Origin of the sequence: Tenacibaculum xiamenense (assembly GCF_964513065.1) — a bacterium.
In the GTDB taxonomy this organism is placed as follows: domain Bacteria; phylum Bacteroidota; class Bacteroidia; order Flavobacteriales; family Flavobacteriaceae; genus Polaribacter; species Polaribacter xiamenense.
Window position 1 is genome coordinate 168,369 of sequence record NZ_CAZEQU010000033.1, and the last position, 16,066, is coordinate 184,434.

General features: G+C 32.6%; 14 protein-coding genes. 12 read left to right on the forward strand and 2 right to left on the reverse strand.

Annotation, left to right across the window (positions count from 1 at the left end; genetic code table 11):
- Positions 1-31: 31 nt before the first annotated feature.
- The 3 genes from ACKTTV_RS11850 to fusA all read left to right on the forward strand — a co-directional run bounded on the left by ACKTTV_RS11850 (position 32) and on the right by fusA (position 3,966).
- Positions 32-922 (forward strand): hypothetical protein, encoded by an 891-nt coding sequence (locus ACKTTV_RS11850; RefSeq protein WP_408031049.1) that lies wholly within the window; start codon positions 32-34, stop codon positions 920-922.
- A gap of 76 nt (positions 923-998) precedes the next feature.
- Positions 999-1,475: a DUF6495 family protein gene (locus ACKTTV_RS11855; protein WP_408031050.1), complete on the forward strand. Its 477-nt coding sequence runs from the start codon at positions 999-1,001 to the stop codon at positions 1,473-1,475.
- Positions 1,476-1,893: 418 nt separating this feature from the next.
- Positions 1,894-3,966, forward strand: a complete 2,073-nt coding sequence (gene fusA / locus ACKTTV_RS11860; protein ID WP_408031051.1) for an elongation factor G — start codon at positions 1,894-1,896, stop codon at positions 3,964-3,966.
- A gap of 67 nt (positions 3,967-4,033) precedes the next feature.
- On the opposite strand, the gene ACKTTV_RS11865 is transcribed toward fusA, so the two are convergent.
- On the reverse strand, positions 4,034-4,726 hold the full coding sequence (locus ACKTTV_RS11865) for an SIR2 family NAD-dependent protein deacylase (protein ID WP_408031052.1): 693 nt from the start codon (positions 4,724-4,726) through the stop codon (positions 4,034-4,036).
- A 135-nt stretch (positions 4,727-4,861) separates the two neighbouring features.
- Between ACKTTV_RS11865 and ACKTTV_RS11870 the strand changes: the two genes are divergently transcribed.
- From ACKTTV_RS11870 to acs, 9 genes are all read left to right on the forward strand, one after another.
- A complete protein-coding gene (locus tag ACKTTV_RS11870; protein ID WP_408031053.1) occupies positions 4,862-5,536 on the forward strand; it encodes a TrmH family RNA methyltransferase in 675 nt (224 codons plus the stop codon).
- A 124-nt stretch (positions 5,537-5,660) separates the two neighbouring features.
- Entirely contained in the window at positions 5,661-6,074 is a 414-nt protein-coding gene (locus ACKTTV_RS11875; protein ID WP_408031054.1) for an IS1/IS1595 family N-terminal zinc-binding domain-containing protein, read from the forward strand.
- A gap of 95 nt (positions 6,075-6,169) precedes the next feature.
- Positions 6,170-7,381 (forward strand): hypothetical protein, encoded by a 1,212-nt coding sequence (locus ACKTTV_RS11880; protein ID WP_408031055.1) that lies wholly within the window; start codon positions 6,170-6,172, stop codon positions 7,379-7,381.
- A 10-nt stretch (positions 7,382-7,391) separates the two neighbouring features.
- On the forward strand, positions 7,392-7,655 hold the full coding sequence (locus ACKTTV_RS11885) for a DUF4212 domain-containing protein (RefSeq protein WP_408031056.1): 264 nt from the start codon (positions 7,392-7,394) through the stop codon (positions 7,653-7,655).
- A 21-nt stretch (positions 7,656-7,676) separates the two neighbouring features.
- On the forward strand, positions 7,677-9,383 hold the full coding sequence (locus ACKTTV_RS11890) for a sodium:solute symporter family protein (protein WP_408031057.1): 1,707 nt from the start codon (positions 7,677-7,679) through the stop codon (positions 9,381-9,383).
- Positions 9,384-9,476: 93 nt separating this feature from the next.
- Positions 9,477-9,671, forward strand: coding sequence for a hypothetical protein (locus tag ACKTTV_RS11895; protein ID WP_408031058.1), 195 nt, complete (start codon positions 9,477-9,479; stop codon positions 9,669-9,671).
- Positions 9,664-12,366, forward strand: coding sequence for a sodium:solute symporter family transporter (locus tag ACKTTV_RS11900; RefSeq protein ID WP_408031059.1), 2,703 nt, complete (start codon positions 9,664-9,666; stop codon positions 12,364-12,366). Before ACKTTV_RS11895 ends, ACKTTV_RS11900 begins: the two co-directional genes overlap by 8 nt.
- The gene (locus ACKTTV_RS11905; protein ID WP_408031060.1) at positions 12,345-12,722 is read left to right on the forward strand and encodes a response regulator transcription factor; all 378 of its coding nucleotides are present in this window, start codon (positions 12,345-12,347) and stop codon (positions 12,720-12,722) included. Before ACKTTV_RS11900 ends, ACKTTV_RS11905 begins: the two co-directional genes overlap by 22 nt.
- A gap of 35 nt (positions 12,723-12,757) precedes the next feature.
- On the forward strand, positions 12,758-14,665 hold the full coding sequence (gene acs / locus ACKTTV_RS11910; RefSeq protein ID WP_408031061.1) for an acetate--CoA ligase: 1,908 nt from the start codon (positions 12,758-12,760) through the stop codon (positions 14,663-14,665).
- A 138-nt stretch (positions 14,666-14,803) separates the two neighbouring features.
- Here acs and ACKTTV_RS11915 read toward each other — a convergent pair whose 3' ends face one another.
- Positions 14,804-15,991, reverse strand: coding sequence for a THUMP-like domain-containing protein (locus ACKTTV_RS11915; RefSeq protein ID WP_408031062.1), 1,188 nt, complete (start codon positions 15,989-15,991; stop codon positions 14,804-14,806).
- Positions 15,992-16,066: the final 75 nt, after the last annotated feature.

The window sequence follows — 16,066 nt, forward strand, 5'->3', positions numbered from 1 at the left end:
TTTGTTTTTATATAATATTAATACAAAAACAATGAGGAAATTATTCTTAGGCTTTTTAGCCATAGCAGCAGTTACATTTACTTCTTGTAGTGATGACGATGACAACAACACGGTGCCAACTACAAGAAATTTAACCCTAGATATTAGCGGTTTAGAAAATCTTGGTTCAGATTATAAATACGAAGGATGGGTTATCGTAAATGATGCTCCAGTTTCTACAGGTGTATTTACTGTAGACGATTCAGGAAACCTATCGCAAACTTCTTTTCCAGTAGAATCAAATGCATTGGCTTCGGCTACAAAATTCGTTTTATCAATTGAGCCAGCCAATGATCCTGACCCTGCTCCAGCAGCTACCAAAATTTTAGCTGGAGACTTTTCAAGCAATTCAGCAAGTGTATCATCAACTGGAATTGTAGGCGACTTTTCTAATTCAGCAGGAAAATATATTTTGGCAACTCCAACAGATGGAGATGATAACAACGAATTCAGCGGAGTATGGTTTTTAGATTTAACAAGTGGAACTCCTGCCACTGGTTTGACATTACCAACACTTTCAGCTGGATGGAAATATGAAGGATGGGCCGTAATGAACGGAACTCCTGTAAGTACGGGTACATTTACAGCTGTAGATTCAGCCGATGATAATGCGACAACATCAACTTTTAAAGGAGATGTTAATAATGGCCCAGGATATCCAGGAGAAGATTTTATCCAAAACGCCCCTATGGGACTAACCTTCCCAACCGATTTAAAAGGATCAACTATCGTGATTTCAGTTGAACCGGATCCAGACAATAGTCCATCCCCTTTTACTCTAAAACCCTTAGCTCATATGGTTCCATCAAATGCAAATCACCATGAAACTTTAATTATGGGAGCAGGACCAGTAGCTGCTATTTCTGGAACGGTAACACGTTAGTTTTTTGTAAAAAGTTCCCTTAATTTTAAAGAGCAATCATTTATCTTTGGTTGCTCTTATTTATTTTATAGAAAGAATGAAATATAGACAATTAACAAAGGAACAATTTGAAAGTTTACATGATGAATTTGCTCATTTTTTAGCATCTCAGAGTATTGATGTAAATGAATGGAATCAAATAAAAAAAGAAAAGCCTCATGTCGCTGAAGAAGAAATGAATGTTTTTAGTGATATTGTTTGGGATGACGTTTTGAAAAGAACAGAATATTTAGAACATTTTTCATCAAACATTATCAATTTATTTAAATGTGATGAGGAAAAAATCCACAGAATTGTAATTCAAACAACCAATAATAGTATCAACTTTATGGAAAAGGAGGGATACCAATGGTTATTAAAGAATACGCAAGATTCCTCTGTTGAAATTTTACAGGGCAACAAATTGTATCAAGCGGAGCGTAATCCAGAAATATTTGACCTTATAGAAAAAGGAAGTAACATTTCTAAAGGTGAGCTTTTCGAATATTTTAAGGGCTTAATTACAGAGGATTAAAACATTTTTTTTGTAAAAAAGTTGTTTTTAAAAACTTTTATTATAGTTTTGCAACGTTTTCTTATTAAATAGAACAAATGAAAGTAATAAATAAAAATATTAATGTAACTGCCTTAAACGGAGCTATAAGAGCTGTGTATTTTGGTAGTATAGGAAAACAAATCTAAGCTAGAAGAATCATTATAAATTATAATATATGAAACCTCTCGTTTAGAGAGGTTTTTTTATGCTACCTACTTAAAGAGAATAGCAAATTAATTTATTAACAGACATTAAAACCTAAACATAAAGCTTTGAAACTATTATTAACAATATTGCTTTTTTCAATCCGAAATATTCGGGAGAGGTAACTAATGTCTTTATTCAAACAAAATTTAGCCTCTCTTTTTAGGGAGGCTTTTTTATTAAATTTATAATGATGAAACGAAAATTAAATCTTAGAAATATTGGAATAATAGCACATGTTGATGCAGGTAAAACCACCTTAACTGAGCGGATGCTATATTATACTGGACTTATTCATAAACTTGGAAATGTTGATGAAGGTAATACCGTTACCGATAGCGACCCTCAAGAATCTAAACGAGGAATAACTATTTCGTCATCGGCTATTTCTACTAAATGGAAATTGAATGAAGAGTCGTACGATATTAATATTATTGACACTCCAGGTCACGTAGATTTTGCTGTTGAAGTGGAAAGATCGCTCAGAGTATTAGATGGAGCAATTGCTATATTTTGTGGGGCATCTGGTGTTCAATCCCAATCAGAATCAGTATGGACACAATCTGATAAATATGAAGTACCTAAAATAGGATTTATTAATAAAATGGATCGGATTGGAGCCGATTTTGATAAAACCGTAAAGCAGATTGAAAGTACTTTTGATGTGAAATCTCTAGTACTTCAAATCCCTATTGGAAGTGGTGATGATTTTGAAGGTGTTATTGATATAATCTCACAAAGGGCTCTTTATTGGAATGTTTTGGATTCGGGGCAAACATGGAATTCAAAATCAGTCCCAGAAGAATATCAGGAAAGAGCTCTTGAGTTTAAGAATATATTATTCGAAAATATCGCTGAGCATGATGATATCTTTATGGAGCGTTATCTTGAGGGAGATGAGATAACAGAAAGTATGGTACAAAATGCTTTGAGACGAATAACCATAGGAAGAAAAGCGATTCCTTTATTATGTGGATCTGCCTTTAAAAATATAGGTGTTCAACCTTTGTTAAATGCCGTGAGTATGTATTTGCCTTCTCCTTTAGATATTGAAACTGTTAAAGGTTTTAATCCTTCTGAGGAAATTTCGCAAATAAGAAAACGTCAAGATGATGAAGTATGTACGGCATTTGTTTTTAAGGTTTTGACAGATAAGTATATAGGGAAATTGGCTATGACACGTATTTATTCTGGAGTTATTTTACCGGGAACGTTCTTACTAAATCCAAGAACTGGTAAAAAGGAACGTATAAGTCGTATTATTAGAGTTCAAGCTGATAAAATGGTAGAAATGGAACGTGCTAATGCTGGAGACATTTGTGGTATTATAGGTATAAAAGATGTAACTACTGGTGATACATTAACCGAATTAAATGCTCCTTTTATGCTGGAAGCCATTAAATTTCCAGAGCCTGTAATTAGTTTGGCAATTGAGCCTAAATCCAAAAATGATGAAAAGAAGTTTGGAGATGCGTTGGCTAAAATGGTAAGTGAAGATCCTTCTCTACAAGTAAAAATAGATGAGCAAACTGGTCAAACTTTACTTATGGGAATGGGAGAGTTACATTTAGAAGTGCGCTTAGAGACGTTAAGAAGCGAATATGGTGTCGGAATCAATAAAGGAGACCCTAAAGTTTCTTATAGAGAACAATTGGTGGCTACGTCAAAGCACAGAGAAGTTTTTAAAAAACAATCTGGCGGTAGTGGTCAATTTGCCGACATATCTTTTGAAATTGGTCCTAGAGATGATGGCAAAAAAGGATTATTATTTGTTAATCAAATAAAAGGAGGGGTAATTTCGAAAGAGTTTATACCTTACGTTGAAAAAGGCTTTAATCAAGCGATGAAAAATGGAGTACTTTTAGGGTATCCGTTTGAAAGTATGAAAGTAGTTTTGTTCGACGGAAGCACCCATGAAGAAGATTCTCACGGACTAGATTTTGAAATAGCTGCCATGCAAGGTTTTAAAGTGGCTGCAAAAAATGCAGGCATTGAATTGTTAGAGCCAATAATGACAGCAGAAATAATTTGTCCTGATGAATTTTTAGGAAAAATAACTGGAGATGTTAATCGTCGGAGAGGAATTATAAAGTCTATTAGTGAAAATGGTCAAAAACAAATGGTTGTAGCAGTGGTTCCTCTAATGGAAACTTTTGGATACATCTCTACAGTTAGAACACTCACTAGTGGGCGTGGCTCGGTTAATCTTCAAATGAACTCATATAGCCCTGTTCCAAAAGGATTGTATGAATCCATTGAGTTATAATTAAAAAAATAGCTTCTCAAGAATATTTGAGAAGCTATTTATATAGTTTAGTATAATTATTTTGACTTTATTCGTTGTGAGATAAAATTTTAAGTAATTCAGTAGTACCAGAACTCGCAACGTCTTTAATAATGGTTAAATTGTTGAACGAATTTTCTGTAATTGCGGGTTTTGGATCAATAAAGTAAATGGGTGTGTTGGGAGCAACATATTCTATTAAACTTGCTGCCGGATATACTTGCATAGAAGTACCAATAATAACTAAAATATCTGCCTTCATTGTAATTTCAGCAGCTTTTTCCAATAATGGTACATCTTCTCCAAACCATACAATATGAGGCCTTAATTGAGACTTTTTCTCACATAAATCACCTAATACAATATCTTTATCCCAATCATAAACCAAATCCTTATCCGATGTACTTCTAACCTTTCGTAATTCGCCATGGAGATGTATAACATTCGAACTACCTGCACGTTCATGCAAATCATCTACGTTTTGTGTAATAATTTGAACATTAAAGTTTTTTTCAAGTGAAACAAGGTTCTCATGTCCTGTATTTGGAGAAACAGTAAGTAATTGGCTTCGTCGTTGATTGTAAAAATCTAACACCAATTCTGGATTGTTTTTAAACCCGATAGGAGAAGCTACTTCATAAATATCATGACCTTCCCATAAACCATCTGCATCTCTAAAAGTGTTTATTCCGCTTTCAGCACTCATTCCAGCACCTGTAAGGACTACTAATTGCTTTTTCATAAATTTATTTTATTAAGAGTTAATACTATTAAATATCGGTGTGTAAAAATAACTTAAACCTACATACTAAATGGATGCTTGCTAAGTTAGATTGACTAAGAGTTTAAAAATAGGAAAATTTACTATGTTTGTAGCATGATAGATCATGATTTATTGACATATTTAGAAGGCTATGTTACCGAAAAAAGAAAGGCCTTGTTTCAGAAAGTATTAGGAGAGCGAACAAAGCATTTTACCGTAGTGTTGGAAGATATATACCAACCTCATAATGCTAGTGCGGTAGTTAGATCATGTGATATTTTTGGTATTCAAGACGTATATGCAATAGAAAACCGCTACACAAATAAAGTTTCACGACATGTTGCTAAGGGAAGTCAAAAATGGCTCGATATTCATCGTTATAAGAGTGATGGAGATAATACCAAGCAATGTTTAGAAGACTTGAAAAGTAAAGGGTACCAAATAATTGGAACAACACCTCATAATGATTCCTGTTATTTGCCTGATTTTGATATTTCTAAAAAGTCAGCTTTTGTATTTGGAGTAGAAAAAGAAGGAATTTCTGATTATGTAAAAGAACACGCAGATGGTTTTTTAAAAATTCCAATGGTTGGTTTTACAGAGAGTCTTAATATTTCTGTAGCTGCAGCTATTATTTTACAAGATGTTACTAGTAGAGTACGAAATTCAGGCATTAATTGGCAGCTTACGGATCAGGAAAAACTTGACACCTATAAAGATTGGATTCAAAAATCTATTAAAAATATCGATAAGATAATTGATTACTACCATTCAAATATGAATAAGTAGTTTCATAACCCCACTAATTTTCTACTTAAAAGGAACATGCATAATTAGTTATTTCAATATAAATTTGAAATAATTGTTAAAATATATGCTAATTTGATATATTTATGCTAAATAAATATATATAATGAATATCTGCCCCAATTGTTCTTCGGATAATGTTATAAAAGCTGGTGTTATTAAACAAAGACAGCGATATAAATGCAAATCTTGTAATTATTATTTTACGGTTAATAAATTAGGAAAGAAGATTGATGACTACTATGTAAATAAGGCTTTACAGCTATACTTAGAGGGATTAACTTATAGAGAAATAGAACGAATTCTTGGTGTTTCGCATGTGTCTATAATGAATTGGGTAAAGAAATATGGAATTAAGCGTCCTTACAAAGGGAATTACCATCCTTCTTACAAAATATTAAACCATGATGAACTCCAAAAGTATTTTTCGAGTATCGATAATATTAAAGGAGCAGGAGTAGTAATTACTGAGTTGGGAGATAAGTTTATGCTTATAAAATGGGAAAGATTTAAAGATTAAGTATATTAATTTTACAAATAAGTATATCACTTTTCATTTTATTCTCTTTTTTTAAGATGTTAGTAATCAACTAAATGTTAACTAACAATTTAATTATGAAAAGAGTATTAATATTAAAATTGTTCTTTTTCATAGTTTCCTTTTCAGTTTATTCACAGGGGAATACAGAATATACCGGAGGCTATAAAATAAAGTTCAATGAAGACGGCTCTAAATATCTTCGCATTATTGCTTGGGGTCAATTTTGGGCACAGTACAATGATAACGTATCGGATAATACCGCTAAGTTAAACTTTGGTGTGAGAAGAGCAAGAATACTAACCTTCACCCAGCTAAATAAAAAATTTTTAATCTTAACTCATTTTGGTTTGAATAGCTTAAGCGGTGGAAATCAACATCCCATTGGTGCTGGTGATCGTTCTCAGTTATTTTTTCATGGTTTTTGGGGTGAGTGGAAGCTCTCAGATCAAATTTCAGCAGGTGCTGGTTTACATTATTGGAATGGAATTTCTCGCTTAAACAATCAAAGCACATTAAACATGCTAACGCTTGATAACAATAGAGAATCATGGGCAACGATTGGTTTATCTGATCAATTTGCAAGGCATATTGGTGTTTATGTTAAAGGTAAACTGGGTAAATTACAATATCGATTTGCAGTAAATGAGGCAGGCTCAAGTACGCTTGATAATAGAGATCCAGGAGTAGATAACACTACTGTTTATGGTGGAAGAAGAATTTTAGGTTCTGCTGATGCCGGTAAAGTTTTTCAAGGGTATGTAGACTATAACTTTTTGGATCAAGAGTCAAATTTTTTACCTTATAAAGTAGGAACATATATTGGTAGTAAAAAAGTATTTAATATAGGAGCTGGATTCTTTAATCATCCTAATGGTGTGGTCCAAGCCGATGGGCAAGGTGATGATGTAAGTATATTTGCTTTTGACGCATTTTATGATGCTCCAATAGGAAGCAATGGTTCGGCAATAACTGCTTATGGAGTGTTTCAAAGTAATGATTATGGAGAAAATTATAATTTCGGACCATACGCCACAGGAAATATGATTTATAGTCATGTTGGATATTTAATTCCTGGCCAAAAAGATAAAACCCGCTTTCAGCCATACGTATCATATCAAAATCGTTCAATTGATGCAATTAATGATAATTATAACAGGTTTGGAATTGGGGCAAATGTATTTATGACTGGACACCATTCAAAACTAACACTTGAATATGCAAATTCTAAGGTAGGGAATGCCGATAGCGCAGGAGTAATTACACTACAAGCAATGATATATCTTTAAAAACTACATCATGTCAGAAAATCAACAAAAAGCAACTTCCTATTGGAAGGAAAATCTTAAGTATTTAACCATATTGTTAAGTATTTGGTTCATTGTGTCCTATGGGGCAGGAATCTTATTAAAAGACACCTTAAACTCAATCAAATTAGGCGGTTTTAAGCTTGGATTTTGGTTTGCTCAACAAGGGTCAATTTATGTATTCGTTGTTTTAATATTCGTTTATGTAAGACTCATGAATAAACTAGATAAGAAATACGGATACGACGAAGATTAACTAACTTAAATTAAAAAAACAATGAGTGTTCAAACTTGGACTTATATATTAGTGTTCATCACCTTTGGTATATATATAGCTATTGCCATTTGGTCGAGAGCAGGATCAACAAAAGAATTTTATGTTGCTGGAGGAGGAGTATCTCCTTTGGCCAATGGTATGGCTACCGCAGCCGACTGGATGTCAGCGGCTTCCTTTATTTCAATGGCGGGAATAATTTCTTTCGCTGGATATGATGGAGCGGTTTATTTAATGGGCTGGACAGGAGGATATGTGCTTTTGGCTTTGTTATTGGCGCCCTATCTCAGGAAATTTGGAAAATTTACGGTTCCCGATTTTATTGGAGAACGTTATTATTCAAAAACCGCTAGGGTGGTAGCTGTAATTTGTGCTTTAATAGTATCATTTACATATGTCGCAGGACAAATGCGTGGTGTTGGTATCGTTTTTTCGAGATTCCTTGAGGTAGATATTAATACTGGAGTAATTATAGGAATGATCATTGTATTATTCTATGCTGTGTTAGGTGGTATGAAGGGTATTACTTACACGCAGGTTGCTCAATATTGTGTTTTGATTTTCGCATTTATGGTTCCTGCGATTTTTATTTCTATTCAAATGACGGGAAACCCAATCCCGCAATTAGGAATGGGAGGTACTTTAGAAGATGGAACTTATCTTCTTGATAAATTAGATGGACTTTCTACTGAATTAGGTTTCGCAGAATATACGAATGGTTCAAAAAGTTTAGTTGATGTATTTGCAATTACATTAGCTTTAATGGTGGGTACTGCGGGACTTCCTCATGTAATTGTTAGGTTTTTTACTGTAAAACGAGTTCGTGATGCAAGAAAATCTGCTGGTTTAGCCTTACTTTTTATTGCTATTTTGTATACAACAGCGCCAGCAGTAGCAGTTTTTGCTAGGACCAACTTAATTGAAACAGTAAGTAACAAGGAATATGCTGATATGCCAGAATGGTTTAAAAAATGGGAAACTACAGGCTTATTAACTTTTGAAGATAAAAATGGAGATGGTAAAATTCAATATGTGGCCGAAGCTGCAACCAATGAGTTAACCGTTAATAGAGATATTATGGTATTAGCTAATCCAGAGATAGCAGATTTACCTGCTTGGGTTATTGCTCTAGTAGCAGCTGGTGGACTTGCTGCAGCTTTATCAACTGCGGCTGGATTACTTCTTGTAATATCTTCATCTGTTTCGCATGATTTAATAAAGAATGTATTCAACCCTGATCTTTCTGAAAAAGGAGAATTATGGGCTGCACGTCTTTCAGCTGTAGGAGCTGTTATTGTTGCAGGGTATTTTGGTATTAACCCGCCAGGATTTGTCGCCGCCGTGGTTGCCTTAGCCTTTGGATTGGCTGCTGCTTCATTTTTCCCTGCTATTATTTTAGGAATATTCTATAAAAAAATGAACAGTAAAGGCGCTGTTGCAGGAATGATTGTCGGTATTTCATTGATGATTTTCTATATGCTTAAATTCAAGTTTGGAATTTTTGATGGAGGAAAAGCCGCTGTTGCAGGATTGAAATCGAGCTGGTGGTTTGGCATATCGCCAGAAGGATTTGGGTCTATAGCTATGGTTGTCAACTTTGTTGTAGCTATTGTGGTGAATAAGTTTACCGAGGAACCACCACATGAGGTTCAAGAAATTGTAGAAAATATAAGAATACCAAGTGGAGCAGGAGAAGCTGTTTCCCACTAACCCTAAATATTATTGGTATCTATAAAACGGAATGGTAAATTTTAATTTGCCATACCGTTTTTGTAAATTGAGCAAACGACTAAACTATTCACAATGAAAAAGCGCCATCAACAAAAACTAGTGGTAATTTCTATCTTTCTTTTTTTGGCTTGGAATGTGCCTTTCATTACTATTTTTGATTCATCATCCAACGTTCTGGGCTTCCCATCAATATATGTATACATATTTGTGAATTGGTTATTAACCATTGTTTTAACCCATATTGTATTGAAGAGGTTTTATGAGTAATTATCTACTAATTTTTATCATAATTTGCTACTTGGGCTTTCTGTTTTTACTAGCCTATACTGCTGAAAAAAAACAGCGTAAAAAATGGGTTAATAATCCATACATATATGTTCTCTCTCTAGCTGTATATTGCACAGCATGGACATTTTATGGAAGCGTAGGAATTGCTGCGGAATCAGGAATAAGCTTTTTAACCATTTATCTAGGGCCAGTTATTGCCATGCCACTATGGTTGGTAATTATGCAGAAAATCATAAAAATATCTAAGCAACATAAAATATCAAGTATTGCAGATTTTATTTCTCTTCGTTATGGAAACAACAGGTTTTTAGGTGCTTTGGTAACAGTCACTTGTTTACTAGCTATAATTCCATACATTGCTTTGCAACTTAAGGCAGTTTCAGAAACATTTTCAATCATGTCTTCCAAGAGATACATTGCTACAGGAATTCTAGATGATTCTACTTTATATATAGCCTTAATTATTGCCGTATTTGTAGTCTTTTTTGGTACTCAATTAACGGATGCTTCAAAAGGAAAGCGTGGAATTATGGTAACCATTGCCGTGGAATCGATTCTTAAACTTGTTTTCTTTCTTGTTATTGGTTTCTATGTAGTATTTTATCTTTTTGATGGTACTCAAGATATTTATAACCAAGCTTCATTATTAGAAGGTTTTAAAGAATTAAGCTCTTTTGGTGGTTTAGATAATGGCTTTAATTGGATGTTTACCATATGTTTATCCTTTTTTGCCATTTTCTTATTACCTCGTCAGTTTCATGTTGCTGTTATTGAAAACCAGAATGTAAAAGACATCAAAAAGGCAATTTGGATGTTTCCTCTCTATTTGTTGCTTTTCAATGTTTTTGTCATATTCATTGCTTGGGCAGGTAATTTAAGACTTCCATCAAGTGTAAATAGCGATTATTATTCGTTGTTACTTCCTTTACATACCGAAAACACTTTTCTTGCTTTATTAGTTTTTATGGGAGGATTTTCGGCGGTTATATCAATGATTGTAGTATCAACTCTTGCGCTTTCTACGATGGTGAGTAATAGTATTATTATTCCATACGGTTTTTTGAAAAAATTAGTTGAAAGTAACTCTGTTGAGAATGCTAAAAACATCAAAAACATTAGACGCTTATCTATTTTTATAATTATCATTTTTGCTTATCTATTTTACATCCAGTTTTCTAAGCAACTATCTTTATTTTCTATAGGGTTAATCTCTTTTGTGATCATCGCACAATTAGCTCCTTCTTTTTTCTTAGGTCTTTTTTGGAAAAGAGGAGCCTCAAAAGCGGCTAACATGGGAATCATAGTTGGTTTATTAGTGGTAATATATACTTTGTTAATTCCAATTGTAAACCACTCTTTAGGCTTAAATATCTCATTTATTCATAAAGGTTTATTTGGCATTGAGTATTTAAAGCCTTCACAGTTATTAGGAATTAAATATTTAACTCCAGAAAGCAATGCTTTTTTATGGAGTATGAGTTTTAATACACTGGTTTTTGTTGTTGGCTCTCTATTAGTTAAAGGGAATTACAGGGAGCGTAATTATGCGGAAATGTTTGTAAATAACGAAAATTATGAAAATTTGCAGGAAGAAGCTTTTATATGGAAAGGAGAGGCATATGTAAGTGATATTCGACGTTTATTGATACGATTTTTAGGAGAAACTAGAACCAAGAGAGCGTTATCTATTTTTAATAAAAAATATGGCATTTCTGAACAAGAACAAAAGGCTGATTCAAGGTTGATTAATTTTTCGGAAAAATTACTTACTGGTTCATTAGGGAGTGTTTCTGCTAAAATTTTACTTACCCATGTTACTAAAGAGAAACCTATTAGTTTACTTCAAGTTTTAGAAATTTTAGAAGAAAGTAAAGAAACAAAAGCGAATAATAAACTGCTTATTGAAAAGTCAGAGGAATTATCTATAATGACAAATCAATTGCAAGAAGCAAATGAAGAGTTAAGAGAACAGGATAAAATAAAGGATGAGTTTTTAGATACTGTAGCTCATGAGCTTAAAACTCCTATCACCTCAATTAAAGCAGCATCAGAAATTCTTAGTGATGATGATATGCCTCCTGAAATGAGGCAAAAATTCTTAAAAAATATTATTGAAGATACCGATAGATTGGCAACACTAATTCATAATATTTTGGATTTAGAAAAGCTTTCTTCTAATAGAACGGAGCTTAATATTGCCAAAAGAGATATGAATCAAACAATTCAAAAATCTATCGATAGTATTCAGCATTTAGCAGATAAAAAGCAGGTTGATATTCAATTTAAAAGAAATCAAGATGGTTATGCTTTTTATGATGAAGACCGAATTTTACAGGTATTGATAAATCTTTTGTCAAATTCATTGAAATTTGTTGAAAATATTAAGGGAAAGATAAAAATACTTTTGGAAAATAATGAAAAACTAATTCATATTATTGTAGAAGATAATGGTAAGGGGATACCTAAAGAAGATGATCAGTATATATTTGATAAATTTTATCAATCTAAAAATCAAAATATTCAAAAACCACAGGGTAGTGGATTTGGATTAGCTATTTGTAGAAAAATTATAGAAAGTCATCAAGGAAATATTTGGGTAGATCAAACCATTAAAAAAGGGGCAAGATTAGTATTTACATTACCAAAAAACATATGGGAACAAAAAGAATTTTAATAGTTGATGATGAGCCAAATATTGTTATGTCATTAGAATATGCTTTTAAGAAGAAATCGTACGATGTATTTATAGCAAGAGATGGTACTGAGGCATTTGAGATTGCAAAAGAGCAATCTCCTCAAATAATATTGCTAGATATTATGATGCCTAAAATGGACGGTTATGAAACTCTAAAAAAAATAAAAGAGGTGGAGCATTTAAAGAATGCTAAAGTCATTTTCTTATCGGCAAAAAGTAAAACAAATGATATTGAAAAAGGAATGAAGTTAGGAGCAGATGATTATGTGACTAAGCCTTTTTCAGTGAAAAAATTGATAGAAAAAGTAGAAACAATGATTATAGAAACGGACTAATTAAAAAATATTACTAACCTGAAAAATAATTTGATATGAGTAATTATCATATAAAACACTTAGAAGAATACTTTCAAGTGTATAGAAAATCTGTTCGATACCCAGAAGTTTTTTGGGAAGAGGTAGCAGAAGAACATTTTCTATGGAGAAAAAAATGGGACAAGGTATTAGAATGGGATTTTAGTAAGCCTGAAATTAAATGGTTTCAGGGAGCAAAATTAAACATTACTGAAAACTGTTTAGATAAGCATTTATACATTCGAGGAGACAAAACAGCCATTTTATTTGAACCCAATGATCCAAAAGAAGAAGCACAACATATTACCTATAAACAACTTCATGAAAAAGTATGTAGGTTTGCTAATGTATTAAAATCTAAAGGAATACAAAAGGGAGATCGTGTTGTAATTTATTTACCAATGATTCCTGAATTGGCTGTGTCAGTTTTGGCTTGCGCTAGAATCGGAGCTATACATTCGGTGGTGTTTGCTGGATTTTCATCAACGGCGTTGTCAACGAGAATTAATGATTGCCAGGCAAAAATGGTAATCACCTCAGATGGATCGTATAGAGGAGGTAAAACTATTGACTTAAAAGGAATTGTTGATGAAGGATTGGAAGAATGTACTACAGTTGAAAATGTTCTTGTTGCTAAAAGAATAAATTCTGATATTGAAATGAAAAGTGGCAGAGATCACTGGTTACAACCTCTTTTAGATGAAGCATCTAGTGAATGTGATGCAGAAATAATGGACGCTGAAGACCCTTTGTTTATTTTATATACTTCAGGATCAACAGGTAGACCTAAAGGAATGCTACATACCACTGGAGGTTACATGGTCTATACAGCCTATACTTTTAAGAATGTTTTTCAGTATAAAGAAAACGATATTTACTGGTGTACTGCCGATATTGGTTGGATTACGGGGCATTCTTATATAGTTTATGGTCCTTTAGCAAATGGAGCAACTACAGTAATGTTTGAAGGAGTTCCTTCATATCCAGATTATGGACGTTTTTGGGAAATTGTTCAAAAACACAAAATAACTCAATTTTATACAGCTCCAACTGCGATTCGTGCATTGGCCAAAGAAAATTTAGATTTCGTTAATAAGTACGATTTAAGTAGTTTAAGAATATTAGGGACTGTAGGTGAACCAATTAATGAGGAAGCTTGGCACTGGTATAATGATAATATTGGAGATAAAAAATGTCCGATTGTAGATACCTGGTGGCAAACTGAAACGGGTGGAGTTTTAATTTCACCGATCCCATTTTCTACACCAACAAAGCCAACTTATGCTACTTTACCCATGCCAGGAATTCAGCCTGCATTGATGGATGAGAACGGAAATGAAATTAAAGGAAATTCTGTAGAAGGGAGGCTATGCATAAAATTCCCTTGGCCATCGATTGCCAGAACGATTTGGGGAGATCATGAGCGTTATAAAAATACCTACTTCTCAGCATTTGAGAATAAGTACTTTACAGGTGATGGCGCTTTACGTGATGAAGTAGGATATTACAGAATTACAGGTAGAGTGGATGATGTTATTATTGTTTCCGGTCATAATTTAGGAACAGCGCCTATTGAAGATTCAATTAATGAACACCCAGCTGTTGCTGAATCTGCAATTGTTGGATTTCCTCATGATATAAAAGGGAATGCATTATATGGTTATGTAATTTTGAAAGAAACAGGTGAGGTGAGAGACCGTGATAATTTAAGAACGGAAATTAACCAACTTATAACTGATCATATCGGTCCAATAGCAAAACTTAATAAAATACAGTTTGTTCCTGGTTTGCCTAAAACTAGAAGTGGTAAAATCATGAGAAGAATACTGAGAAAAATAGCTTCAAAGGATACTAGTAATTTAGGAGATACTTCTACTTTATTAAATCCTGAAGTTGTGGAGTTAATCATGAAAGATGCTCTTTAATAAATGTTTGACAGCATGCAAAAAACGCCTTGAAATCAAGGCGTTTTCTCGATATGTTGTTATTTTTATTTCCCCTATATAATAACATATCATGATATAGACACTTATCAATATTATAACGTGATATGCTTGTTATTATTATGCGTTTTCAGGTTTTTTACACTCAATAACTATTAATTTATTGTTAATATTTGTGGTGAAAAAAATGTAATGATCTCCGCCATCTTTTAACTTGGTTTCTTTTCTTAATTGCTCTACGGATTTTGGGAAGTTTCTAGTTGTAACATTGGCTTTGTCTTCTTTTATTTCTCTCTTTAAGCGCTTTTTGTTGTAATCAAAAGTTTTCACTATGTTAAAAATTCGCCCTGGAAAGTCAAGTATTTTTTTCTCAGATGTATAAAGGTGAGAATGTTTATGAAGTTTAAACAACGAATATTCTTTTGCAATTTCATCAAAGGCACCTGCTTTTAGAATAGCAGAATTTGGTTCATATAAGTAGGTTAGTGGCTCACCATATTCAGTATCTATCTCACATCCTCTTGTGAAATTAAAGCTCTGATTTTTAGTAGTTAAATGATTAATAGTCTTTATAATTATTTCTCCTTTAAAATCTTTCTTTAGTAAAAACAAAAGCTCTTTTACTTCATTTTTTACTGCTACTACATGAATTTCTTTAACAAATTTTAATTCTTCAAGAGTTGAACTAATATCAAGAATTGGAGAGTTTTTAATTAAAATGGTATTTGATTTAGAAAATAAAAATTCTAAATTTTCAGGAACATTAGGTACACAATCCTTTAATAGGAAAACTTTACCTTTTATATCACTTCTTCTAGAAGGGTCAATATAAATACAATCAAACTTTTCATTATTATTTTCTAAATAAGATAAACCATTCTTAGCTATAGTTTCTATATTATTTACTTGTAATTGTTTAAAGTTATAATTAGCAATTTCAGATAAGTCAGTATTCATTTCACAATGAATTATTTTTCTGAACTTTTTAGAAAAATAAAAACAATCTATTCCAAGACCACCTGTAATATCTATAAGAGAATTCCCTTTTAGTAAATTCGATTTATAAGCTGCTGTAATTTCTGATGACGTTTGCTCAATATTTAACTTTGGTGGATAAAATATTCCTTCTGTCTCAAACCATGTGGGTAATTTTTTTTCTGACTTTTTCTTCGATATAATTTGAGTTACTAATTCCTGAGCAGAGATACCTTCAAAAGAAGAACCCTTTAAAAGTAACTTATTGATATCAGTATTTATATTGTTTTTTATGAAACTCTGAACTTCAGAAGATAGGAGTAGTTTATTCATTAAAATAAGTAAAAAAACAAAAATACATATAATATAAAACTAAATTATTCAAGACATCACAAATTGTTGTCGTTT